This window comes from Komagataeibacter diospyri (assembly GCF_006538165.1).
GTDB classification, from domain to species: Bacteria; Pseudomonadota; Alphaproteobacteria; order Acetobacterales; family Acetobacteraceae; genus Komagataeibacter; species Komagataeibacter diospyri.
This window is the reverse complement of sequence record NZ_BDLU01000032.1, coordinates 89704-114993: the sequence shown is the minus strand read 5'-3', so window position 1 is coordinate 114993 and position 25290 is coordinate 89704. Positions and strand designations below refer to the sequence as shown.

The 25290-nt window shown below is 61.8% G+C and carries 16 protein-coding genes and 1 tRNA gene; 14 read left to right on the top strand and 3 right to left on the bottom strand.

The window, feature by feature from the left end:
- The first annotated feature begins 10 nt into the window (after nt 1–10).
- From MSKU9_RS06480 to bcsA, 10 genes are all read left to right on the top strand, one after another.
- Nucleotides 11–1654, top strand: coding sequence for a ribonuclease J (locus tag MSKU9_RS06480; protein ID WP_141260510.1), 1644 nt, complete (start codon nt 11–13; stop codon nt 1652–1654).
- Between the two features lie 377 nt (nt 1655–2031).
- Nucleotides 2032–3354 (top strand): proline--tRNA ligase, encoded by a 1323-nt coding sequence (gene proS, locus MSKU9_RS06475; RefSeq protein ID WP_141260509.1) that lies wholly within the window; start codon nt 2032–2034, stop codon nt 3352–3354.
- Nucleotides 3354–4598 carry a lipoprotein-releasing ABC transporter permease subunit gene (locus MSKU9_RS06470; RefSeq protein WP_141260508.1) on the top strand — a complete coding sequence of 415 codons (1245 nt, stop codon included), beginning with the start codon at nt 3354–3356 and terminating at the stop codon, nt 4596–4598. Before proS ends, MSKU9_RS06470 begins: the two co-directional genes overlap by 1 nt.
- Nucleotides 4591–5301, top strand: coding sequence for an ABC transporter ATP-binding protein (locus MSKU9_RS06465; RefSeq protein ID WP_141260507.1), 711 nt, complete (start codon nt 4591–4593; stop codon nt 5299–5301). The genes MSKU9_RS06470 and MSKU9_RS06465 overlap by 8 nt, the downstream gene beginning before the upstream one ends.
- Before the next feature lie 269 nt (nt 5302–5570).
- Nucleotides 5571–9005, top strand: a complete 3435-nt coding sequence (gene dnaE / locus MSKU9_RS06460; protein ID WP_141260506.1) for a DNA polymerase III subunit alpha — start codon at nt 5571–5573, stop codon at nt 9003–9005.
- Nucleotides 9006–9121: 116 nt separating this feature from the next.
- Nucleotides 9122–10291, top strand: coding sequence for a homoserine O-acetyltransferase MetX (gene metX, locus MSKU9_RS06455; RefSeq protein WP_141260505.1), 1170 nt, complete (start codon nt 9122–9124; stop codon nt 10289–10291).
- Between the two features lie 2 nt (nt 10292–10293).
- Nucleotides 10294–10908: a methionine biosynthesis protein MetW gene (gene metW, locus MSKU9_RS06450; RefSeq protein WP_141260504.1), complete on the top strand. Its 615-nt coding sequence runs from the start codon at nt 10294–10296 to the stop codon at nt 10906–10908.
- 26 nt (nt 10909–10934) lie between these two features.
- Nucleotides 10935–11546 carry a nitroreductase family protein gene (locus tag MSKU9_RS06445; RefSeq protein ID WP_141260503.1) on the top strand — a complete coding sequence of 204 codons (612 nt, stop codon included), beginning with the start codon at nt 10935–10937 and terminating at the stop codon, nt 11544–11546.
- 330 nt (nt 11547–11876) lie between these two features.
- Nucleotides 11877–13214, top strand: coding sequence for a DEAD/DEAH box helicase (locus tag MSKU9_RS06440; RefSeq protein WP_141260502.1), 1338 nt, complete (start codon nt 11877–11879; stop codon nt 13212–13214).
- A 475-nt stretch (nt 13215–13689) separates the two neighbouring features.
- Entirely contained in the window at nt 13690–18345 is a 4656-nt protein-coding gene (gene bcsA, locus MSKU9_RS06435; RefSeq protein ID WP_141260501.1) for a UDP-forming cellulose synthase catalytic subunit, read from the top strand.
- Nucleotides 18346–18544: 199 nt separating this feature from the next.
- Here the strand turns inward: bcsA and MSKU9_RS18895 are convergent, their stop codons facing one another.
- The 3 genes from MSKU9_RS18895 to MSKU9_RS06425 form a co-directional block, all read right to left on the bottom strand.
- A complete protein-coding gene (locus tag MSKU9_RS18895; RefSeq protein WP_370685916.1) occupies nt 18545–18622 on the bottom strand; it encodes a hypothetical protein in 78 nt (25 codons plus the stop codon).
- 252 nt (nt 18623–18874) lie between these two features.
- Nucleotides 18875–18964, bottom strand: a tRNA-Ser gene (locus MSKU9_RS06430).
- Between the two features lie 66 nt (nt 18965–19030).
- On the bottom strand, nt 19031–19975 hold the full coding sequence (locus MSKU9_RS06425; RefSeq protein WP_227002398.1) for a tyrosine-type recombinase/integrase: 945 nt from the start codon (nt 19973–19975) through the stop codon (nt 19031–19033).
- 17 nt (nt 19976–19992) lie between these two features.
- Between MSKU9_RS06425 and MSKU9_RS06420 the strand changes: the two genes are divergently transcribed.
- The 4 genes from MSKU9_RS06420 to MSKU9_RS06405 are packed head-to-tail and all read left to right on the top strand — an operon-like array spanning nt 19993 to nt 24833.
- Nucleotides 19993–20193, top strand: a complete 201-nt coding sequence (locus tag MSKU9_RS06420; RefSeq protein WP_141260500.1) for a hypothetical protein — start codon at nt 19993–19995, stop codon at nt 20191–20193.
- Nucleotides 20193–22016, top strand: a complete 1824-nt coding sequence (locus MSKU9_RS06415; RefSeq protein ID WP_141260499.1) for a hypothetical protein — start codon at nt 20193–20195, stop codon at nt 22014–22016. The genes MSKU9_RS06420 and MSKU9_RS06415 overlap by 1 nt, the downstream gene beginning before the upstream one ends.
- Nucleotides 22009–24540, top strand: a complete 2532-nt coding sequence (locus tag MSKU9_RS06410) for a hypothetical protein (RefSeq protein ID WP_141260498.1) — start codon at nt 22009–22011, stop codon at nt 24538–24540. Before MSKU9_RS06415 ends, MSKU9_RS06410 begins: the two co-directional genes overlap by 8 nt.
- Nucleotides 24541–24593: 53 nt before the next feature.
- A complete protein-coding gene (locus MSKU9_RS06405) occupies nt 24594–24833 on the top strand; it encodes a hypothetical protein (protein ID WP_141260497.1) in 240 nt (79 codons plus the stop codon).
- The last annotated feature ends 457 nt before the right edge of the window (nt 24834–25290 follow it).

Genomic DNA, 25290 nt, shown 5'->3' with positions numbered 1-25290 from the left:
GGATTTATTGATGAATGATATGACAGGCGTTTCATTCCTTCCGTTAGGCGGGACAGGCGAAATCGGCATGAACCTCAACCTGTACCGGCAGGGTGAGGCATGGCTTGCGGTGGATTGTGGCATCGGCTTCAGCGGCAATGACACGCCGGAAGCGGAAATCATCCTGCCAGACCCGGTTTTCATTGCCGAACGCAGGGACAGGCTGACCGGGCTGGTGGTCACCCACGCGCATGAAGACCATCTGGGCGCGATCGCCCATCTGTGGCCGCAGCTTGGCTGCCCGGTCTATGTCACGCCGTTTGCAGCCGCCGTGCTGCGCCGCAAGCTGGGGGAAGCCGGGCTGTTGCAGCAGGTGCCCATTCATGTGGTCGCCCCCGGCAGCGCCTTTACGGTCGGGCCGTTTGACCTGCGCTTCGTCTCGGTCACGCATTCGGTGCCGGAATCGCAGTCGCTGGTGCTGCGCACGCCGCAGGGCATCATTGTCCATACCGGTGACTGGAAGATCGATCCCGATCCGCAGGTGGGGCCGCCGACCGACCTTGAAACCTTTGCTGAACTGGGGCGTGAGGGCGTGCTGGCCATGGTGTGCGACAGCACCAATGTCCGCACCGAAGGCCCGTCTGCATCCGAAGCCGACGTGCGGCGCGAGATGACGCGTCTCATCGCCTCGCTTGAGGGGCGGATCGCGGTGACCTGCTTCGCCAGTAACGTCGCCCGCGTGGAAACGCTGGCCATGGCGGCAAAGGCCGCTGGCCGCCGCGTGGCCGTGGTCGGGCGCAGCCTGCGCAACCTTGAGGTCGCAGCGCGTGAATGCGGTTACCTGTCGGATGTGCCGCATTTCCTGTCGGAACAGGACGCCAATTCCATCCCCGACAACCAGATCCTGCTGATCGTGACCGGCAGCCAGGGCGAACCCCGTTCCGCCCTGTCGCGTATCGCGGCCGACACCCACCCCAACATTGCGCTGGGTGAAGGGGATACGGTCATTTACAGCAGCCGCATGATCCCCGGTAACGAGCAGGCCGTGATTCAGGTGCAGGACAGCCTGACCCGTCGCGGCGTGCATGTGATTACTGACAAGGATCACCTTGTGCACGTATCGGGCCACGCCACGGGTGGCGACGTGCGCAGGCTGTATGACCTTGTGCGCCCGCGTTTCCTGATCCCGGTGCATGGTGAATGGCGTCACCTGACAGCCAATGCCGCCATTGCGCAGGAACTGAATATCGAACCCGTGCTGCTGGAAGATGGCGATATCCTCGACATCCGCGCCGATGGGGTCGAAATTGGCGATACCGCTCCCACCGGGCGTCTGGTGCTGGATGGCGGACGTATTCTGCCCATGAATGGTGGCGTGCTGTCGGCGCGGCGGCGGATGCTGTTCAACGGCATGGTGCTTGGCAGCTTCGCTGTGGATGACGAAGGCTACCTGATCGGCGACCCGAAGGTCAGCGCGCCCGGCCTGCTGGATGCCGAAGACCCCGAAACACAGCGCGTGACCGAAGAATTCGGCAATGCGCTGGACGAGATCCCTGATGAACTGCGTGAAAACGACACCACCTTCCGCGAAGCGGCCAAGACCGCCCTGCGTCGTGCGCTGGGTCGCAAGCTGCAGAAGCGTCCGCTGGTCGATGTGCATCTGCTGCGGGTATAGTTGATGGAAGTTTCTGGTAACCACCTTTTTCAAAAAAGGCGGCGTTCTTTGGAAGCTTTTTGAAAAAAGCTTTACCAAAAACTTCTTTAAATGATTATGGCAGGGAACGGACGGACCGTTTCCTGCCATTATTTTTTTGGTACGTTTTCCCTAAACCCGGCGTCTTGTGTGCAACCAGATTTGCCTGCGCAGCTTAGCTCCGGGGCGGGGTTGCCGCCATGCCTCATCACGCGGATGTTTACGCCCTATCGGGCTTTGGCCATCACGCTTCGGTGTGGCCGGGGGGGATATCACACATATGCCCCATTCCACGGGCGTTGTGATTGGTCTAGGGTCCGCAGCATTATCGGTTCTCATACTTCAAGGTTCATACGGATATGCGTCTGTCCCGCAGTTTTCTGCCGACCCTCAAGGAAAATCCGGCCGAGGCCCAGATCACGTCACACCGGCTCATGCTGCGTGCGGGCATGATTCGCCAGACAGCCGCAGGCATCTATGCCTGGCTGCCGACCGGCCTGCGGGTGCTGCGCCATATCGCGAATATCGTACGCCACGAACAGGATGCCGTGGGCGCGCAGGAACTGCTGATGCCCACCATGCAGTCGGCTGATCTGTGGAAGCGTTCAGGCCGGTATGACGCCTACGGGCCGGAAATGCTGCGCATCCGTGACCGCCATGAACGTGACATGCTGTTCGGGCCGACCAACGAGGAAATGATCACTGACCTGTTCGGACAGGCGGTCAAGTCCTACAAGGAACTGCCGCAGGTCCTGTACCAGATCCAGTGGAAGTTCCGTGACGAGGTGCGTCCCCGCTTCGGCGTGATGCGCGGGCGCGAATTCTACATGAAGGACGCCTACAGCTTCGACCTTGATCATGCATCCGCTGTCGATACCTATCGCCGCATGATGCTGGCCTATCTGCGCACGTTCCAGCGTCTGGGCGTGCGCGCGATCCCGATGCGCGCCGATACCGGGCCAATTGGCGGGGAACTGAGCCACGAATTCCTGATCCTTGCCCCGACGGGGGAAAGTGGCGTGTTCTTTGACAGCGCACTGGAGGACCAGGACTGGCTGGGCGAGAACGTTGACCTCAATGACCGGGCATCGCTTGAAAAGTTCTTCACCGGCATGACGTCGTTCTATGCCGCGACGGATGAGATGCATGACGCGGATGCATGGGCAAAAGTGCCCGCCGAACGCCAGCGCGAGGGCCGTGGCATCGAGGTCGGGCATATCTTCAACTTCGGGCGCAAATATACCCGGTCCATGGATATTGCCGTAAGCGGTCCTGACGGCGCGCCGCTGTATCCGGAAATGGGTTCTTACGGCATTGGCGTGTCGCGCCTTGTCGCCGCGATCATTGAAGCCAGCCATGATGACAACGGCATTATCTGGCCCGCTTCCGTCGCCCCCTTCCGGGCTGCCATCATCAACCTGAAGAATGGTGACGCGCAGTGCGACGCCATTTGTGAAAAGCTGTATGCGGCCGCCCCTGACGATCTGCTGTATGACGACCGCGCCGAACGCGCGGGGGCCAAGTTTGCTGATGCCGACCTGCTGGGCCATCCGTGGCAGCTGATTGTCGGTCCGCGCGGGGCGAAGGATGGCAAGGTGGAAGTGAAGAACCGCCGCACGGGTGAGCGCACCGAGGAAACGGTGGATGCGGCGCTGGCCCTTATCGCGAAAATACGCGCCTGATGTTTGGCCCCTTCGAGCGGATGGTCGCCGGGCGGTACCTGCATGCCCAGCGGGGGGAGCGGTTCGTTTCCGTCATCGCGATCTTCTCGCTTGTGGGGATCGCGCTGGGTGTCGCCACGCTGATTATCGTCATGTCGGTCATGAACGGGTTCAAGGCCGACCTGCTGGGTCGTATCCTCGGCCTGAATGGAGATCTCAGCGTATTTGGCGTGACACGCACCATCAGTGATTATGATGATGTGGCGGCCCGGGTGCGCAGGGTGCCGGGTGTTGTCTCGGCGGCGCCTCTGGTTGAATCGCAGGTGCTGCTCAATTCCGGCAGCTACAATGCGGGCGGACTGGTGCGCGGCATGACGCGGGCCGACCTGCTGGCGCTGCATGAAGTCAGCGACAACCTTGTCGCGGGGTCCGTGGACGACTTTGGCGCGGATGACACCATCATCGTCGGCACCACGCTGGCGGAACGCGCGGGACTGACGATCGGCGGCAGGCTGACGCTGGTTTCCCCGCAGGGGGCGGCGACCGCATTTGGCACCATGCCGCGCGTGCGTGCCTATCGCGTGGTGGCCATATTCGATGCCGGGGTGAATGACTATAATGCCAGCTATGTCTTCCTGCCGCTGCATGCGGCTCAGGTGTATTTCCAGCTACCGGGGCAGGTGACGCAGGTGCAGGTCATGACCCGGGACGCGGAAAATGTCAGCCCCATCCGTCAGGCGATCGAGAAGGTCATGGATGGCAATGTGCGCGTCATGGACTGGACGCAGAGCAACAATGCCTTCTTCGGCGCGGTGCAGGTGGAACAGAACGTGATGTTCCTGATCCTGACGCTGATCATCCTTGTCGCCGCCTTCAACGTGATTTCATCGCTGATCATGATGGTCAAGGACAAGGGCGCGGATATTGCCGTACTGCGCACCCTTGGGGCCACGCGCGGGGCGATCATGCGTATCTTCCTCATGTGCGGGGCGTCAGTGGGGGTGACCGGCACGTTTGTGGGTACCGGGCTGGGCATCGTGTTCTGCCTGAATATCGAACATATCCGCCAGCTTCTGCAGCGCATCACAGGCACCAACCTGTTCAATCCCGAGGTCTATTATCTGGAACATCTGCCCGCCAGGCTGATCTGGTCGCAGGTGATCGAAGTGATCGTGATGGCGCTGGTGCTGTCGCTGCTGGCGACGCTGTATCCGTCATGGCGGGCTGCGAAAACCGACCCGGTGGAGGCCCTGCGCCATGAGTGATGTCCTGAATGCCGCCCCACCGCTACGCATGGATGGTGTCGTGCGCCGTTATGTCAGTGGAGAGGAAACGCTGGATGTGCTGCGCGGCGCGGATCTGACGCTGCACGCCGGTGAGATCGTGGCCCTTGTCGCACCGTCGGGCACGGGTAAGTCCACGCTGCTGCATCTGGCGGGGCTGCTGGAAAAGCCGGATGCGGGCTGTGTCATGGTGGCGGGGCAGGATGCGGGTGCGCTGATGGATGCCCGGCGCACCGAAATCAGGCGCGACCGGATCGGGTTCGTGTACCAGTTCCATCATCTGCTGGCTGAATTCAGCGCGCGTGAAAACGTCATGCTACCGCAGATGATCGCGGGCATTGCGCGCAGGGCCGCACGTGCGCGGGCGGATGAACTGCTGTCCATTTTCGGGCTGGCGCACCGGCTGGATCACCTGCCGGGCAAGCTGTCGGGAGGGGAAAAGCAGCGCGTGGCCATTGCACGCGCACTGGCCAACCGTCCGCATGTCCTGCTGGCTGACGAGCCGACGGGCAACCTGGATGTGAATACGTCTGATGCGGTGTTCGACGCGCTGCTGGAAACCGTGCGGGCCCACGGGGTCGCCGCCCTGATCGCAACCCATAACATGGACCTTGCACGCCGCATGGACCGTATCGTGACCCTTCGTGACGGGCTGGTTGTGCCGGTGGAAAACACGGCGGCCTGATTTCGGTCGCCGCAGGCACCAGCAGGTACCTGTCCTGTTCACGGGATATGGGGCAGCGTACGGAGCGCTCCGATCGCCTCGTACCGTTGTGCAGGAAAATGGATGAAAGCAAAGTTTCATGCAGCGACCTGACCTTCTGCCTGTCAGAAGGTCAGGTACACGCCATCTTCGTCTTCCATGCCATTCTGATCAAGTGACCCGCTTCGCCATTGCGTCTGCATGCGGGATGGGGAGTGCACATTGAAGGTGGAGTGCGGTAGAATGACCGTATGTCCCATGCCGATTTCGTCCACCTGCGTGTCCACTCCGCCTATTCCCTCAGCCAGGGGGCCATCCGCGTGCCTGAACTGGTGGCGCTGGCGCATGACATGCGCATGCCTGCCGTCGCCATTACCGATACGGGCAACATGTTCGGCGCGCTGGAATTCTCGCAATATTGCGGGAAAAAGGGCGTGCAGCCCATTATCGGCTGCCAGGTGGGCCTGCCGTCACGCAGTGACAAGCCCGGCAGCCCGGCGGAACCCGTGGTGCTGCTGGCGCGCAATGCGGAGGGGCTGGCCAATTTGCAATTCCTGTCCTCGGCGGGGTTTCTGCAACACGAAACGGACGAACCGACCGTTACGCTCGACCTGTTATGCGAACGCGCGGCCGGGCTGTTCCTGCTGACGGGCGGCAGCCGGGGGCCATTGTTCCACATGCTGGCCGAAGGGCAGGAGCGGGAGGCCGCGCGCCTCATGGACCGGCTGCATGAAGCCTATGGCAGCCACATGGCGGTGGAACTGCACCGGCATGGGCAGGCGGCGGAACGTGCTGTGGAACCGGGCATGATCGCCATGGCCGACCGTATGGGCCTGCCGCTGGTGGCCACCAATGAATGCTTCTTTCCCAAGCCGGACATGTACGAGGCGCATGATGCGCTGCTGTGTATCGCGCAGGGCCGCACCATGGCCGAACGCGACCGCTGGCGGGTAACGCCCGAACACTGGTTCAAGCCGCCGGAGGTCATGCGCGAACTGTTCGCCGACCTGCCCGAAGCCTGCGACAACACGCTGGACATCGCGCGCTGCTGCGCCATAGCGGTGGAGACGCGCAAGCCCCTGCTGCCGGTCTGCCCCAAGGTGGAAGAAGGCCAGACCGAAGAACAGACCTTGCGGCACATGGCCGTGACCGGCCTGAAAAACCGTCTGTCGCGCATGACTGTCGATGACGAGACCCGGACGAAATACGAGGAACGCCTGGCATTCGAACTCGATATCATCGCCCAGATGGGTTTTCCCGGTTATTTCATGATCGTGGCCGACTTCATCCAGTGGGCCAAGGCGCATGACATACCCGTGGGGCCAGGGCGCGGGTCGGGTGCGGGGTCGCTGGCGGCATGGGCGCTGACCATTACCGATATCGACCCCATTCCCTTCAACCTGCTGTTCGAACGGTTTCTGAACCCCGAACGTGTGTCGATGCCTGACTTCGATATCGATTTCTGTCAGGACCGGCGTGATGAGGTCATTCGCTACGTCCGTAACGAATACGGCCCCGACCGCGTGGCCCAGATCATCACGTTTGGTAAATTGCAGGCGCGTGCGGCGGTACGTGACGTGGGGCGCGTACTGGGCCTGCCATTCGGCATGGTCAACCGCGTGGCTGAACTGATCCCCAATAACCCGGCCCAGCCGGTCACCCTGAAACAGGCGATCGAGGGGGAGCCGCGGCTGCAGGAAATGCGTGACGAGGATGAGGCCATCCGCCGGCTGATGGAAATCGGCCAGCAACTGGAGGGCCTGTTCCGCCATGCCAGTACCCATGCTGCCGGTGTTGTGATTGGCGACCGCGAACTGGTGGAACTGGTGCCGCTGTACCGCGACCCCAAGAGTGATATGCTGGTCACGCAGTACAACATGAAATTCGTGGAGCAGGCGGGGCTGGTCAAATTCGACTTCCTTGGCCTGACCACGCTGACCATCCTGCAACGTGCGGTGCAGTTCCTGCACGGCATGGGGGTCGAGGTCGATCTGTCGGCCCTGCCACTGGATGACGAACTGACCTACGACATGCTGGCGCGCGGCGATACCGGCGGCGTATTCCAGTTCGAAGGCGCTGGCATGCGCGACGTGCTCAAGCAGATGCGCCCGACCCGGCTGGAAGACCTGATTGCCGCCGTGGCGCTGTACCGTCCCGGTCCCATGGCCAACATTCCCGATTACTGCAGGCGCAAGCATGGTGAGCCGTGGGAGCCGCCGCACGAGGAAATCCGCGAGATCCTGGAAGAGACCTACGGTATCATGGTCTATCAGGAACAGGTCATGCAGATTGCCCAGAAAATGGCGGGCTACAGCCTGGGCGGGGCCGACCTGCTGCGGCGCGCCATGGGCAAGAAGATCCGCGCGGAAATGGACCGCCAGCGCGTGATCTTTACCGAAGGGGCGATGAAGCGCGGGATCGAGCGCGAAAAGGCTGCCGAGGTGTTCGACCTCATGGCCAAGTTCGCCGATTACGGGTTCAACAAATCCCATGCCGCCGCCTACGCGCTGGTGTCGTACCAGACGGCGTGGATGAAGGCGAACCATCCCGTCGCCTTCATTGCGGCCTGCATGTCGCTTGCGCGTGAAAAGACCGACAAGCTGGCGGGCCTGCGACAGGAAGCCGACCGGCTGGGCATTCCCATCCTGCCGCCTGACATCAATGCCTCTGGCCCCGATTTTACGGTGGAAAAACTGCCCGATGGCAAAGGCTATGGCATCCGCTACGCGCTGGCCGCGGTAAAAAAGGTCGGTCTGAGCGCCATGCAGTCGCTGGTGGCGGTGCGCGGTGACAGGCCCTTTACCGACCTTGAGGATCTGGCAGCCCGTCTTGACCCTAAACAGGTCAACAAGATGCAGTTGGAAAACCTTGCCCGCGCGGGGGCATTTGACACCATCCTGCCAAACCGCGCACAGGCCTGCGGGGGGGCTGAAACCGTGATGCGGCGCGCGCAGGCCAATGCGCAGGAAGCCGCCAGCGGCCAGATCGGGCTGTTCGGCGGCAGTGCCAGCACGCCGGCGCAGCGTGAACCGCTGCGCCTGCCACGCTGCGCCGACTGGCCTGAATTCGAACGGCTGAACATGGAAGCCGACGCCATCGGTTTCCACCTGACCGGGCATCCGCTGGATTCCTACGGCCCGCTCATGCGCAGGCTGGGGGCGGTCAGGGCCACGGGGCTGGAGGCGGCAGCGCAGGCGGGTATCGGTCGCGTCAAGATCGCGGGCTGTGTGGTGGACCGCAAGGAGCGCCCCACGCGCACGGGTAACAAGATGGCGTGGGTGCGCCTGTCCGATGCGTCGGGTGGGTGTGAGATTACCTTCTTTTCAGAAGTGCTGTCACGGTCGCGTGAAATCCTTGTGGCGGGCAATGCGGTGGTGGTTACGGCGGACCTGAAGCTGGAAGGCGAGGCGCTGCGTATCACGGCATCCGACGTGATGGAGCTGGAGCAGGCTGCGGCGGAGGCCGCGGCGGAACTGCGCATCTGGTTCGACCGGGCGGACGCGCTGGAACCGATCCGTGACGTGTTGCAGGACAATGGCAATGGGCGGGGCCGTGTGATCCTGCTGCCATCGGTTGCGGAAACGCGCGATGTGGAACTGACGCTGGCCGAGCGTTACCGCGTAACCCCCCGCGTGGCGCAGATGATCAAGGCCATTGAAGGGGTGGGCAGGGTCGAGCAGTTCTGAACCCCGGCCCGGCGGCCGGGGCGTGCCATGAACCTTGCATGTGCCGGGCCGGGGTGCCATACGCAACCCCTGTCAGTTTTTTTCATTGTCCCTGTCGACGCAATGCCGGATACAGAATGGACCAGACCAATCCCGCTACCACCCTGTCGCACCAGCATGTCAGCTTTCCTGACGGATTGCAGCTGGACTGTGGCTTCCACCTTGCCCCGGTGGATGTGGCGTACCGTACCTATGGCACCCTGTCGCCCGCGCGTGACAATGCGATCCTTGTCTGCCATGCGCTGACAGGCGACCAGTATGTGGCCGACCCCCATCCCCTGACCGGCAAGCCCGGATGGTGGGGACGCATGGTCGGTCCGGGCCTGCCGATTGATACCGACCGTTTCTTCGTCATCTGCATCAATGTGCTGGGCGGGTGCATGGGCACGACCGGCCCGCGCAGCCTGCGGGTGAACGAAGACGGGACGGAGGAGCCATGGGGCACCGATTTCCCTGCCATCACCATCCGTGACATGGTACGCGCGCAGCATCTTCTGGTCGCACATATGGGCATTGACCGCCTGCTGGCGGTGGTTGGCGGATCCATGGGCGGCATGCAGGTGCTGGAATGGTGCGCAACCTATCCGGAGCAGGTGTTCGCGGCCATGCCTATTGCGACATCCCCCTTCCATTCGGCGCAGAACATCGCCTTCAACGAAGTCAGCCGCCAGGCCATATTCGCCGACCCGCAATGGCATGGGGGGCGGTACTGGGAATGTAACGAGATCCCGGCCCGCGGGCTGGCGGTCGCGCGCATGATGGCGCACATCACCTACCTGTCCGAAGCGGCGCTGACACGCAAATTCGGCCGCCGCGTGCGCACGACTCCCGGGCGTGGGGCCGCAGGGGGACCGGGCGCGCTGTTTGGTGAGATGTTTGAGGTGGAAAGCTACCTGCGTCACCAGGGATCGACCTTCGTGCGGCGGTTTGACGCCAATTCCTACCTGACGATCACGCGCGCGATGGATTATTTCGACCTCGGGGCCGAGCATGATGGTGACATGTCGCGTCCGTTCCAGGGCACGCGCACGCGCTTCTGCATCATATCGTTTTCGTCTGACTGGCTGTTCCCCACGTCGCAGGCGCGGCTTCTGGCGCGTGCGCTCAACCAGGTCGCGGCAAACGTATCCTTTGTCGAGATCGATAGTGACAAGGGTCATGATGCCTTCCTGCTGGATGAACCTGATTTCGACCGGACCATCCGTGGCTTCCTGTGCGGGGCAGCCGAACATGCGGGGATTGGCTGACCATGCGGCTTGATCAGCGCCTGATCGCGGGCATGATCCGTCCCCGGACCCGCGTGCTGGATGTGGGCAGTGGTGACGGCGCGCTGCTGGACTACCTGTTCCGCAACAGCGGGTGTGATGCGCGCGGGATCGAGATCGACATGCGCGAGGTTACGCGTTCTGTTGCCCATGGCCTGCCGGTCATGCACGGGGACGCGGACCACGACCTTGTCCATTACCCCGACAATGCGTTTGATTACGTGGTGCTGCAGCGCACCCTGCAGGCGGTCGAACGCCCGCGGGAGGTGCTGCGCCAGATGCTGCGTATCGGGCGTTACGCCATCGTGTCATTCCCCAATTTCGGCCACTGGCGGTTGCGCATGCAGCTTCTGATGCGCGGGCGCATGCCCATGACCAGCGTGTGGAGCACGCCGTGGTACGACACGCCCAATATCCACCCGTGCACGATCCTCGACTTTTTGACGCTGTGCCGGGACGAGGGTTATGTTGTCCAGCAGTGGATGGCTGTTGATGAAGATGGCGAGCGCGCACCGTGGCGGCGTTCGATCCGGCTGGCCAACCTGTTTGGGGAACAGGCGCTGTTTCTGTTACGGCGCAAGGATACCCCCCATAAATAAAGTCGCCACGGTGGGGAGATGTGACAGTGGATACTCTTGAGGCCATCCGGACCCGGCGCGCCATCCGTGCGTATGACCCGGATCACGCGATAAGCCCGGCGGAACTGCATGAACTGCTTGCAGCCGCGCGCCGTGCGCCTTCGGCATTCAATATCCAGCACTGCCGTTTCGTGGTGGTGCGCGATCCGGCCCTGCGTCATGAACTGCGCAAGGTGGCGTGGGACCAGCCCGATGTGACCGATGCCTCCGCCCTGATCGTGATCTGTGCCGACCGTGATGCGTGGAAGAAGGACCCGGCCCGTTATTTCGATGGCGCGCCCGATGACGTGAAGCAGCGCATGGCGGAGATGATCCGGGGTTATTACGAAGGCCGCGAATGGGTCCAGCAGGACGAAACCATGCGCAGCGCGGGGCTTGCAGCCCAGACACTCATGCTGGCCGCCACGGCCATGGGCTACCAGTCCTGTCCCATGGACGGGTTTGATTATGACGCGGTCGGCCGCCTGATCAACCTGCCGGCCGACCATGTGGTGGCCATGTTTGTCGTCATCGGCAAGGGCACGGAACATGCCCCGCCGCGCGTGGGCAGGCTGCCTGACAGCGAAGTCATCCTGACCGACCGATTTCCCTCTGCCTGAACCGGCCCGCCCGTAATGGGGGCGCATGAAGGGGGGGCTTGCATGAAAAAGCTTGCGGTCCCCCCCGTAACAATATACAGCCTCAGGCTTGGGAACGGACCGCGCCTGTTCCTTGTGCTGGTTTGATTGCACGTGTCCTTGACGCGGGGGACACGAACAGAAGCAGACTGGACCGGCCTTTATTCCTTACATGATATCCTTGCGACAACAGACCGAGTGCCCCCGTGCATATAAGGGCCGGTGCCGGGTATGTCTGTCAGTTCGCCATCCGGGCATGCAGGTTCCTGCGTGCCCCACGGCCCTGTTTTTTCGCGCCAGGAGGCGCCATTCATGACAACGTTTGCCGATCTTCATCTTGCAGAGCCGCTATTGCGGGCACTGGACGAGGAAGGCTACGCCACGCCCACCCCCATTCAGGCCGGCGCCATTCCCTATCTGCTGGAAGGGCGCGACCTGCTGGGTCTGGCACAGACCGGAACGGGCAAGACCGCGGCCTTCGCGCTGCCGATCCTTGATCGCCTGTTCCGTGAGAAGGGCCGTGCCCATCCCAAGGGCGCACGCGCGCTGGTGCTGGCACCCACACGCGAACTGGCATCCCAGATCGGGGAAAGCTTCGCATCCTATGCCCGCCACATGCGCTTCAGCTACGCTGTCGTATTTGGTGGCGTGGGGCAGGGGCGCCAGATCGAGGCCCTGCGCCGTGGCGTGGACGTGCTGGTTGCAGCCCCCGGCCGCCTGCTGGACCTGATGGGGCAGGGACATGTCGACCTGTCCGGACTTGAAGTCCTGGTGCTGGATGAAGCCGACCGCATGCTGGACATGGGTTTCGTGCGCGATATCCGCAAGATTGTCGCAGCCCTGCCCACCGACCGCCAGACGCTGCTGTTTTCGGCCACCATGCCCAAGACCATTTCCGATCTGGCGCATGGCCTGCTGCGTGATCCCGCCACCGTGCAGGTCACCCCGCCGTCCAGCACGGTGGACCGGATCCGCCAGGCGGTGATGTTTGTCGATACCGGCAACAAGCGCGAGGCGCTGAAGCTGCTGGTGGACTCGCCCAAGGTCGAGCGCGCCGTGGTGTTCACGCTGATGAAGCATGAAGCCAACAAGGTCGCAGCTTTCCTGAGCGAGCATGGCATCACGGCCGAAGCCATTCATGGCAACAAGTCGCAGGGCGCGCGTGAACGCGCCATGTCGGGGTTCCGTTCCGGCAACGTGAAGGTGCTGGTAGCAACCGATATCGCGGCCCGTGGCATTGATGTGGACGACGTGACCCACGTGTTCAATTACGATCTGCCCAATGTGCCTGAAAGTTATGTCCATCGCATTGGCCGCACGGCGCGCGCCGGGCGTGAGGGGTGGGCCGTGTCCCTGTGTGATGCGGAACAGCGGGCGTGGCTGCGCGATATTGAAAAGAATATCGGCAAGAAGATCCCGGTCGTGTCCGAACATCCGTACCATTCGGAAACGGCCGAGAATTCCACCATGCGTCCGCCCGTGCTGGGTGGCGGTGGTCGTGGCCGTGGGGGCGGCGGAGGCCGTCCCGGTGGCGGGCGTTCCGGTGGCGGGGGTCGTCCGGCTGGTGGCGGTCGTCCGCCCGGTGGTGGCCGTGGCGGTCGCCCTGGTGGCGGAGGCCGTTCCGGTGGCGCGGGTCGCCGCGCGGTCTGATCCCGCAGGCGGCGCATTTTTGCCCCGGTGGGCAGGCGCTGCATATGCGATGATATGAAAAAGGCACCCGGTCCTGTGGATCGGGTGCCTTTTTCCGTCTGTCATGATCAGATGATATATGTAAAATGAAATGTTTTATTTAATGAATAAATGGATATGATATTATTACCCGATATCGGATTTATGAATTTCCCTGACTTATACTGTCAACGGGCGTGAGGTTTGTTTTTTTATCCGATATGTAAAAATAAATCGGCATCCCACATAATACCTTGCGGTCACGATGGCACGTCATTTAATGTTCCCTCCCATTAAAAAATCACGGGAAAGAGATACCTTTTAAGCGGAACTGTTTGTCATAAGGAATAAATCATGCCTGCCGCGGGGCGCAATAATGGTCCGTGAAATGTCCCTGCGCGTCTGTTGCATGCATGTGTATCAGCAGTTTTTATTCAGGTCGGTCTGGTTATAAAATATGCTAAGGGAATTGTGGCTGAAGTGGGGCGGTGATGCGTTCATGGCCACGCCGCGCGGGTTGAAGTGGCTTGTCTGCTTTCTGTTGGCTGGAGGGGCGTTTCTCTGCCTGTCTGTTGGCGACATCACCCTTGCCCCGGCACAGCAGGCCTATATTTCCGTGGGTACGATCAGCCTGTTCTTCTTCCTGAACCGGAGGAAGGGGCGGCATGTCACCTGCATCCTCATGATGCTGTCTCTGTTCGTGTCCTTTCGCTATCTGATCTGGCGGCTGGGCAGCACGGTGCAGTTTACCGGCCCGCTGCAGATTGTCATGTCGATAGCCCTGCTGATGGCGGAGGGGTACGCCCTGTCCACCCTGTGCCTGAGCTATTTCCAGATGTCATGGCCCCTGGGCCGCAAGCCGCACCGCCTGCCGGACAACCCTGATGACTGGCCGATGGTGGATGTCTATGTCCCGTCCTATAACGAGGATCTGGAACTGGTGCGTTCGACCGTGCTGGGGGCGATGGACCTGCACTGGCCCGCGGACAAGCTGAATGTCTATATCCTGGATGACGGGCGGCGGAAGTCCTTTTACGATTTCGCCAGGGAATCCGGCGCGGGCTACATCATCCGTTCCGAGAACAACCACGCCAAGGCCGGTAACCTCAACCATGCCATGAAGATCACCAGGGGGGAGTTCGTGGTCATTTTCGACTGCGACCACGTGCCCACCCGGTCCTTCCTGCTCAAGACCATTGGCTGGATGGTGGCGAACCCCAAGCTGGCGCTGCTACAGACGCCGCACCATTTCTATTCCCCAGACCCGTTCCAGCGTAACCTTGCCGCAGGCTATGACGTCCCGCCCGAAGGCAACATGTTCTACGGACTGGTGCAGGACGGCAATGATTTCTGGGATGCCACGTTCTTCTGCGGTTCCTGTGCGGCCATCCGCCGTTCGGCGCTGCTGAGTGTTGGCGGGTTCGCGACCGAAACGGTTACGGAAGATGCCCATACCGCGCTGAAGATGCAGCGCAAGGGGTGGGGGACGGCGTATCTGTGCCAGCCGCTGGCCGGTGGACTGGCGACCGAACGGCTGATCCTGCATATCGGCCAGCGCGTGCGCTGGGCGCGTGGCATGCTGCAGATCATGCGGCTGGATAATCCCATGCTGGGCGGCGGCCTGCGGTGGGAACAGCGGCTTTGCTACCTGTCGGCCATGTCGCACTTCCTGTTTGCCATCCCCAGGGTAACCTTCCTTGTTTCACCGCTGGGGTTCCTGTTTTTCGGGCAGAACATCATTGCGGCATCCCCATTTGCCATCATGGTCTATGCGCTGCCGCATATCTTCCATTCCATCATGACCCTGTCACGGATCGAGGGGCGATGGCGCTATTCCTTCTGGAGCGAAATCTACGAGACATCGCTCGCGCTGTTTCTCATCCGCATCACCATCGTCACCCTGCTGCAGCCGCACAAGGGCAAGTTCAACGTCACCGATAAGGGGGGGCTGCTGGCGCGGGGATATTTTGATTTCAGCGCGGTGTACCCCAATGTCATCATGGCGCTGATCCTGTTTGCGGGGATGGTGCGTGGCATTCTGGGCATGATTTTCCAGTATCACCAGAAACTGGCGTTCCAGTCTTTCGTGCTCAATACGCTATGGATCACCATCAGCCTGATCGTGGTGCTGGCGTCCATTGCGGTGGGACGAGAGACGCGGCAGATCCGGCACAAGCCGCGGGTACGGGTCAAGCTGCCGGTTGATGTCTGTTTTGACGATGGCGCGGTATTCCATGCCCATACGACCGATATCTCGCTGGGCGGGGCGGGTGTGACCCTCAGCCTGCCCGAACAGCTGGAAACCCCGCTGGATATCACCCTGCGCTATAGCAAGCCCGATGACGGGATCGAGGTGGCAGTGCCTGCCACCATACTCGGGCAGCGCGGTTCGTGGCTGCACCTGCAATGGAAAATCGAGACGCTGGAACAGGAACGCCAGATTGTCAGCCTTGTGTTCGGCCGAAGCGATGCATGGCATAACTGGGCCGATTTCAAGGATGACCGACCGTTGAACAGCATATATCAGGTCATAAAAAGCATAGGCGGCCTTCTGTCCCCGCCCTACCTGTGGGATCTCAGCCCGGCGCAGGAAGCTGAAGGAAGTGATGATAGCGTGCACAAGGAAGAAACGCTGGAAAAAAAGAGCCTTGTGGTGCCCCCTGTCCGTCGGGGCATTGGCTATGGCATGACCATGATGGCGGCAGGGATGGGCATGCTGCTGTCGGTGATGATGCCTGCCGTGGCGCAGGACGCTGCTTCGCCCCCGCCCGTGCCGCCAGCTACCACCGCCCCAGCCGGGGCACCCGTGTCGCCCCCGGTTTACAACACGACCGGCGTGTCGCGCCTGACCCCGCTGGGGGATACCAACAGTGGCGATATTCCCCCCGTGGGCAGTATGGCGGACCCGACGCTTGCGGACCGGGTGGCCGATACCGAAATTACGCGCACCATTCCGTTTCATGATCTCGGCCTTGAAAATGGCCCGTTGACCCTGCGCGGCTTTTCGCCATTGCAGGGAATTGACGTGGTGGTGCCGGCCAATCGCGTCGTGACCCATGCGACGCTGAAGCTGTCGGGGGCGATTTCGCCCTCGCTTCTGCCCGAAGCCACGGCGCTGACCATTACCCTGAATGAACAGTATGTCGGCACGATCCGTATCGATCCCGCCCATCCGACTTTCGGGCCGATGGAATTTGCGGTCGATCCGCTTTATTTCACGGGGGACAACAAGCTCAATTTCCATTTTGCCGGTGAATACAGGCGTGATTGCAACGACCTGTACAATGATGTGCTGTGGGCCCAGATATCGGACCAGTCCAGCATTACCCTGACCACCGCGCGGATCGTGCCTGAACGTGACCTGAGCCGGTTGCCGGTACCCTTTTTCGATCCCAACCTGAAGGTGGCCATGCGGGTGCCTGTGGTCATGCCCGCAGAAGTGCCGGGGGAGGACATCATGCGGGCAGGGGGGCTTGTCGCCTCATGGTTTGGCAGGATGGCTGATTCGCGGCAGCTATCCTTTCCCGTGTCGCGCAGCATACCGGCATCGGGCAATGCCATTGAAATCGGCCAGAACATTCCCGTTGATGACCACAGACACATGCCCGCCGGTCCGACGCTGCTGGAAATCGCCAATCCCAATGACAGGTGGGGCACCGTCCTGATCGTAACCGGGCGCACGCCGCATGATGTTGAGATCGCGGCCCGCGCGCTGGTGTTTTCGCCCGATACGCTGGGCAACGTGTCATCTACCGTAGTGCAGGACGTCACCCTACGTCCCCGCAGGCCTTATGATGCCCCGGCCTTCATCCCGACGGATCGCCCGGTGCGCTTTGGTGAACTGGTGACGGCAGGCGACCTGCAGGCTGGTGGCTTCGCGCCCGGTACGCTGCACGTGCCGTTTCACCTGCCACCCGATCTGTATACGTGGCACGGCCTGCCTTTCCTGATGGATCTGTGGGTACGTACACCGGACAGCCCGGTGGTTGATACCAATACTTCCCGTCTGGATGTCAGTCTCAACAACTCCTATCTGCAAAGCTATTCGCTGCTGGGCAACAGCCTGTGGCGCATGTGGTCGGAACGGATGGTCACCCAGCATGCCGGGGCAGTGGGGCATGTCACGGCGCTGCCGTCATGGCTTCTGTTCGGGCAGAATGATCTGCAGTTCAACTTTGATGCCCGTCCGGTGGACCGTGGGGCATGTCACCGTTCGAATGAAGTCAGTAACCTGCGTCTTGGGATTGATTCGGATTCCGTGCTGGATTTCCGGCGTGGGGTGCATTTCACCACCTTGCCCAACCTGTCCTATTTTTCCGAAATCGGGTTTCCGTTTTCGCGTATGGCCGATCTTGGGGAAACCACGGTGGTCCTGCCGCCCACGCCGGATACCGATACGATCGGGGCCTATCTTGACCTGATGGGCTTCATGGGGTCGGTGACATGGTATCCCGCCGCAGGGGTGCATTTTGCCACGACAGCGGATATCGCGAAGAATCCGCCCCCGGGCGATGTGATCCTGCTTGCCCCGGTGCAGCAGATGGGCCCGGCGGCTGCCCTGCTGTCACGTTCGGCATACCAGATTGACGATGGCCATATCCATGTCGGTCAGGATATGGGGCTGCAGGGTATATGGTATATGTTTCAGGACCGTGATGGCAGCGGGCTGCGCAATGGCGTGACCGCCAACCTGAATGCCCCGGTGCACAACGCCGCAATGATGATCGGTGCGGAATCCCCCTATGCCAGCCATCGTTCGGTGCTGGCGCTGCTGGGGGATAATGGCGCCCATATTCATGATCTGGTCACCAGCCTGCATGACCGCAAGGCGCTGTCCAGCCTGCAGGGTGACCTCGTGCTGAAGAATGGTGACAAATTCACGACCTATCGCACATCACCCACCTATACGGTGGGCAGGTTGCCGCTGTGGATGTGGGTGGACTGGTTCCTGTCGCGTCATCCAATCCTGATGTACCTGTGCGGTGTTGCAGGTGCGGTCATGTTGGGGACTGGCGCATGGCTGTGGTTGCGGGCCCGTGCCCGTCGCCGGGTGCGTGAACAGGCCATTGCCGATGAAGCGGCACGCATGGCGGGGCATGTGCCTGAAGACTGATTGGACGGGGCGCGGATAATACATATGTCTGTGCCCCATATGCCTGCCCGGTGGCATGCAGGGACTGCGGATTCTGTAAGCAGTGGAACAGACCTGTCACAGGGATGGCGAGCCAGACCGGTACCGGGTCACGCCCTTTACGCAGGATGCGCCTGGCCTCTTCGTGTTCCAGGCATGCATCTGCCAGCGCGACAGATGGTTAATCACCCAGCGTCAGCATTTTTTCCCGTTTCTGGAATTTGTAGCGGAGCCGCCAGATTTTCTTGCCACTGGCCATGACATGCACAAACAATCCTCCGGCGTCTGCAAGCCGGTATGCTGTGGCTCTGGCGTGGCCGAACGGATTTTCGTGTTGGTCAGTATGTGGATTCTCCCCTTACCCGTTCCCCTGCTTTTTCATGCCCGCTGCGTGCCCACAAGAGGACGGAGCAGCATGAAACAAAATAGGAACAATACGCACAGAGAATGCCGACAGAAGGGCAGAAAACCAGCCTTCTGAAACAGATTGGTATGGGTTGGGATACTGGTTTGGCGGAGAGGGTGGGATTCGAACCCACGGTACGCTCACACGCACGGCGGTTTTCAAGACCGCTGCCTTCAACCGCTCGGCCACCTCTCCATATCGTCTGTTTAGCTAGGTCTGCCGCCGCCGTCTAGATGTTAGCATGCACAAAAACCGCTACATTTATGGGGTCTCTGTGCCGTCTTTTGTGCCGACATGCAGCACGCGGTCCAGTTCATCCGCTGTCAGGGCGGACAGGTAGATCTCGGTCGTCTTGACCGAGGTGTGCCCCAGATGGCGGCTCAGCCGGTAGATATCCCCGCCTGTCTTGAGCCATCGGATGGCGAAGGCGTGGCGCAGGTCATGGATGCGGAAGCGGGTGAAGGGAATGCCCTTGGCTTCGCATCGCGCCATCACCCGGCGCATGATCTGTCCGTAATTCGAAGCTGCGTTGCGATAGGGATGTCCATCCCGGTTTGGGAACAGACAGCCGGTATGGGGTGCCTGCTCAAGCAATGCCGTCGCATTTCCGCCCGGCGTGACCCATGCGATCGTGCGCGGCCGACTCGTTTTGGTGCGCAACAGCCGGATCTGCTGGCGTTCATGGTCCACGTTGTCGCCTGTCAGACTGACGGCCTCGTTTTCCCGCATGCCGGTCTGTTCCAGCAGGTCGAGAATTGCCGCCATGCCGGGCGGGCAGGCAGCCTTGACCCGCGCTACCGAATCCGGGCAGGGCGGCGTGATCGGATCGCGTCGTTCGCGGATGATCGTGCGGTCAAAGGACAGGGCGGGGTTGCTGGTGATCCAACCCCACGCCACGCAGGCCGACAGCAGGCGGGACAGGGCGGTCAGGTCCCGGCGGATGGTGGCGTTGGTGACGTACCCCGACCGACTGGATACAAAATTGGAAATCAGTCGGGTGGTGATGTCGCACACCCGCACGCCCTTGAATGTGGCTTCCAGACTGCGGATGGAGATGGTGTAGCGCCGCATGGTCTGGGGCTTGACCGAGGTTTCCAGCACTTCGGTAATCCAGCGGATGACCGCTTCCTCAAAAAGCTGGTCACTGTCCCCGGTTACGGCCTCGCGCTCGAGTTCCGTTTTCCACTGCCGGAGCCTGCGCCGCACGCGCAGGCGGCCAGTGGGTGCCCAATAATGATGAAAGCGGCCTCGTGCTGGTCATCCCGCCACGCAACGGGGCCACGCCTTACGTCATGCGCCGCAAGGACGGCAGCCCGGTGACCGTCACGTTCGATGGCATGCGTTCCGGCCAGTATGGCAAGGGTGGCGGGTCCGCGCCGTATCCGGGTTCCCTCAACACCGTGCAGTCAGGGGGGCTGGGCTGATGCCGTTCATCAGTGGTGACCCGATCGAGGCTGCATCCGTCCAGCAGCAGGGCACGGACAACATGCAGTCCACGCTGGGGCAGACCCTTGGCGCGGCCGTGTCGGAAGGCATCCATGATACGCCGGTTATGGGTATTGCCGACTGGGTGCGCCATCGCGCGCAGGCACTGGACCCCAACATCCTGACAGCCGATCAGGCCAACAGCCGGTATCAGACGCCGGGCCTGAAGTTCAGCGCGCCGGTATCGGATGCGCTGGCCAACGACCTGTACCAGCAGAAACATGCGCAGGCCGTCCGGCAGGCCACCATGGCCAGCGGGCCGGGCGGCATACTGGGCGGGACGGCCCGGATTGGTGGCGGCCTGCTGCCACAGTTCCTTGATCCGCTGAATGTCGTCTCGGCCTTCGTGCCGGGCATGGGGGAGGCCCGCGCGGCCTCCATTCTTGGCCGGTTCGGTGTTGATAGCCGTCTGGCAGCCCGCGGGCTGGCCGGGGCCACGCAGGGCATGGCCGGACAGGCTGCGCTGGAACCGCTGAACTATGGCATCTCGCAGGACGAGCATAACGACTGGACCATGGGACAGGCGCTGACCAACGTTGCGTTTGGCGGCCTGTTGGGCGGCGGCATGCACATGGCGTTCCCGGCGCGCGAACTGGAAAAGGCCCAGCCGACCAAGGACACGGCCCCCACGCTGGATGACATGGCCAACCCGGTATCCGACCGGATGGAAAGCCTGTCGCCCGAGGCGCGAAACGTCGCGACGAATGAGGCCATCGCCGCCCTGGCGCAGGACCGCCCCAACGTGGTGGGTGAACTGACGGATGCGATTGATCCCGAAGGGGCAGGGCAGGAAATCCCCACGCAGGCGCAGGATCAGGCGCAGGGGATGGATGATCGGCCATGGCCGCCGACGCGGCCCGAGGATGTGCCGGGCACACCGCTTGATGCGCCGGTTCGGGTTGGGCACATTCCGGAAGGAATAGACGGCGTGCCGTCGTTGCCCATCATCCTGTCGGAAGGTCAGCATTACTTTCCCGGCTCAGGGGCGGAAAAAGCCGGAGACAATTACGGTCGTCTCCATATCGAAGCCCAGCATGGACGTGACATCCGTTCGCAGGGGTATCCTGATGCGGTATCATTCGTGAGGGATACGATAGGGAATGCGAGTGAGATCCGACGCGACACAGGCAGCGTAAAAAAGATGGCGCTGTTCGTGAACCGGATTGAAGGAAAAACGGTTTCTGATTCACGACATAACGCGGCAGTCCTTCACCTGATCGAAGATGGGGAAGGGCATTACCGTGTTGCTACAGCATCACCATTTAAATATCGGGCATTGAAGAAAAAAGAACTGCTATGGAGCCAGTCCGCCCAGTCTGGCTCACCCCGTCCGGACGGGGATCATCCCTCTTATGCCCAGTCGCAGGTTCCGTCCGGTTCGACCGGGTTGGGTAGCGGCGGGATGCAGAGCAGTGCAGCCAATATACTGACCGATGCATCCCGCCGCAAGATCCTTGAAGATACGTCGGACATCACATCCTCCCGTCGATCGGTGGACCAGACCGAAGCCGCTGCCCCGCAGGTAACGGGCGGCACAGCAGATGACGAACTGGCGCAGGCCCGCGCCGCCGTGGATGACGCCAACCGCCGCCTTGGCATGGCCACGGATGGCGAAGGGAAGATGACCATGCCCGAAGGCATGACGGACGAGGACCGCAAGGTGCTGGACGACATCCATGAACAGACACAGCGCGCGGAAGGCGATGCCCGCGCGTATGAAGCCGCCGCAGGCTGCATGATCGGGAATATGAAGAATGGCTGACGGATCATATCGCCACTGTTTCGAGACCGCCGCGCGCGCCGCGGGCCGCGCCCTGTCCGAAGATGAACTGCATGAGGTGTTCGCCAGCACCCAGCGCCGCATGGACCGCCTGATGAGCGAAGGCATGTCGCCGCAGGACGCCGCGCGCGAGGCCGGGCGGCAGCTTGGCATGGAACGCCGCATCGCCTCCCTGATCGAGGAACGCAACCAGAAGATCAACCTTGCCCGCCGGTCCGAGATCATGGGCCGCCTGACCGAAGGCGAGGAAGCGCAGGCGCTGGAAGGCATCATCGCCGGGCGCGAGAACACGCAGCGCGGGGCCGCCCTGTCGGTTGCGGCCACGACACACGCTCTGGTTGCGGATGTCATGGGCCCGCTGGTGACGGACCTCGACCGCGCCGGGCTGCTCAAGGCCGTGACCCGCCGCAACCATGACTTTGACCGCGATATCGCGCGTGAGATGTGGCGGCTGGATGACCCGGCATCGGGCGCGGCCACGGGTAACGAACACGCCCGGCAGGCCGCCGAGATCCTGCACCGCCATCAGGAAAAGGTCCGCGCCCTGCAGAACGAGGCCGGAGCATGGATCGGAAAACAGGAACACTACGTCACCCGCCAGAGCCATGACATGTGGAAGATCCGCGGCAACGGCGGCGAGGAAGATTACCGGGCATGGCGCGACAGCATCCTGCCGAAGCTGGACCCGCGCACCTTTGACCGGCTGGATGCCGACACCAGCGAGGAACATTACCTGCGCGCCACATGGCAGGCGCTGGCATCGGGCGTGCATGAAAGCGCCAACGGATCGGACTGGCTGTCCGGCTTCAGGGGACCGGCCAATGCCGCCAAACGCGCCAGTCAGGAACGCAGCCTGATGTTCAGATCGGCCGATGACTGGCTGGCCTATAACGAGCAGTTTGGCCAGGGCAACGTACTGGACAGCGTGATGCAGGGCATGGAGCGCGGCGCACGCAACGCCGCCGTCATGCGTACGCTGGGCACCAACCCGCGCGCCATGTTCGACCATGTGGCCGATCGGGCCATAGCCACAGCCAAAGACCGCAACGACTTCAAGACGGTGGACAGGCTGCGCACGCTGAAGGATGGCGCGCTGGTCGATGTCGTGACCGGCCGGGCGGCCGCGCCGCAGAACAAGACCATTGCCGCCATCGGGGCCTATCTGCGCTCCTATCAGGCCATCACCAAGTTGGGTGGCGTGGTGCTGTCCTCGCTGCCCGATATCGCGGTCACGGCTTCGGTGGCGCGGCATAACGGCATCCCGCTGCTGGAAAGCTACATGAACGCGCTGAAAAGCGTGGTTCCCGGCACGCTCAGCAAGGGCACGCGCAACCGGCGCCAGATCGCGCACATGATGGGCGTGGGGATTGACGGCACGCTGGGCGCGATCATGACCCGCTTCCATGGCGAGGACGGCCCGCTGGGCAAGATGGGTCGCACCGTGCAGTTCTTCCATCGGCTGAACGGCCTGCAATACTGGACCGACGCCATGAAGGAAGGGTTCGGCACCATGCTGACCCACAACCTTGGGCGCAATGCAGGAAAGGATTTCAGCGGCCTGCACCCAAAACTGCGCCAGTCGCTCACGCGCTACGGCATTGATGAAGCCGAATGGAACGTGCTGCGCGGCACGGCGAAGGAAGCGGCAGATGGCAACATGCACATCCTGCCAGCCGAACTGGATCACCTGACCGAGGACGACCTGAAACCCCTGCTGCGCGACAACATCACCCACGATGAAGCCCGCAACGAACTGCAATCAAAGCTGTCCTCCTACATTATCGACCAGGTGCGCGAGGGCATGACCGAGATCGACCCGCGCACGCAGGCCTTCATGCAGGGCAGCTACGCCGCCGCCGACCGGGTGAACCCGGTGCTGGGGCAGGCCATGCGGATGCTCATGCAGTTCAAGTCGTTCCCGCTTACGCATATCCGGCGCGTGTGGGGCAGGGAGGTCACGCGCGACGGCGCGGACGTGGCGGGCATCGCGCACCTGATCGTGGCCACAACCGTTCTGGGCTACGCCGCCATGAGCCTGAAAGCGATGGCCGTGGGCAAGGAACCGCGCGACCCGGCCGACTGGCGCACCGTGCTGGCTGCCATGCAGCAGGGCGGCGGGGCAGGGATCTATGGTGATTTCCTGTTTGGCGAACAGAGCCGCATGGGCAACTCATTCCTCGAAACGCTGGCAGGCCCGACCTTCTCGGACGCCAGCAGCCTGTTCAAGATGTTCGCCAACAGCCGCGACATGGCGCTGGGCAGCGCCGATGCGCCCAAGGGCAAGACGTTCGAGATGAACCTGCTGCAGGAAGCCCGGCGGGAACTGCCGTTCGGCAACCTGTTCTACACCCGCGCCGCCCTCGATTATCTGGTGTTCTATCGCCTGCAGGAAATGATGAACCCCGGATACCTCAGGCGCTACCAACAGGGCATCCAGCAGAACCAGGGCCAGAAGTTCTGGCTGTCGCCTAGCTGGAGCCCGTATCAGGCAATGGCGGGTCAGTAAGCCTATTGTACAGATACCCTACTGTGCGGTAGAGTAATCACGTGGAGGACATTATGGATAAACTGGTTGTCGAAATGGACCCCGATGTCAAAGCTGTCTGTGACTTCATGGGAAGCAATATTGAGTCCGGGAAACTGGTTATAGTGGCGCGCGCCGTTGCTGATCTCGCCCCGGTCATGTGGCGGCATTTTCCGAATGCCGGGTTTTATGATCCGCCCCTGTCAGTCAGACGGATCATTGATTATTCTAAGGAGAACCCTTCTCAATCGCCGCTGCCACAAGCTGCCACCTGATAGGGCCATCCCGCAGTGCGTGCTGATGGTGGTTCTGCTGTGGTAAAGCGTGACCCTTTGCCAGACCAATCTCGCGTCCGCACCCTGTGCATCGGTAAATACCGGCATCCGGGGCTTCATGACCCGGTGCATGTGCGGTGGTGATATCAAAATTCCTGTGCGAGTTCTGTATGAAATGGTGCAGCGATTTATAAAATGGCATCTTATATCTCTAATGATGGAGATTAATCCTTCATTACCGGCAGGAGGCGGGTCAACGCACCTCACCGCTGGTCAAAAAGGGAAGCTGGCTGAACGGCCCGATGTGCATTGGTGATTGTTGGATAGCTGACCACTGCCGCCGTTAGCAGTGCCAGCGCCAGAAAGACTATTTTCTTTATCATGCTGGCCTCCCTTTAGATGAGAGGGAGTCTTAACTGGCGCACGTATCCGGTGCGTGTCTGGATAATCTCATTTT